The 316-nt window shown below is 68.4% G+C and carries 1 pseudogene; it reads left to right on the top strand.

The features are described 5' to 3' along the window. A pseudogene (locus CVH10_RS19130) lies at nt 1–198 on the top strand (translational GTPase TypA); the annotation flags it as partial. Between the last annotated feature and the right edge of the window lie 118 nt (nt 199–316).

The raw sequence follows: 316 nt of genomic DNA, 5'->3' as shown, positions 1-316 counted from the left end.
GGCAAGCAGCTGACCAACGTCCGCGCCGCCGGCAAGGACGAGGCCGTTCGCCTGACCCCGCCGCGCCAGATGTCGCTGGAACAGGCCATCGCCTATATCGACGACGACGAGCTGGTCGAGGTGACGCCCAAGTCCATCCGCCTGCGCAAGCAGACGCTGAACCCGTCGTTCCGCAAAAAGCGCGTCCGCCCCGAGTAATCGCCGACTGACGCGACGGGGGTTTGAGGCCTATATCGGCGACATGACCTCCGCTTCGCCCAGCCTGGACGACCGACTAGACGAGGCCGCCGCCGCGCAGGATCCGCGCGCGGCGGTC

Source organism: Halomonas sp. ND22Bw, from assembly GCF_003011945.1.
Lineage (GTDB): Bacteria > Pseudomonadota > Gammaproteobacteria > Pseudomonadales > Halomonadaceae > Halomonas > Halomonas halophila.
The sequence above is the reverse complement of the archived record's forward strand: the minus strand, read 5'-3'. Positions and strand labels throughout refer to the sequence as shown.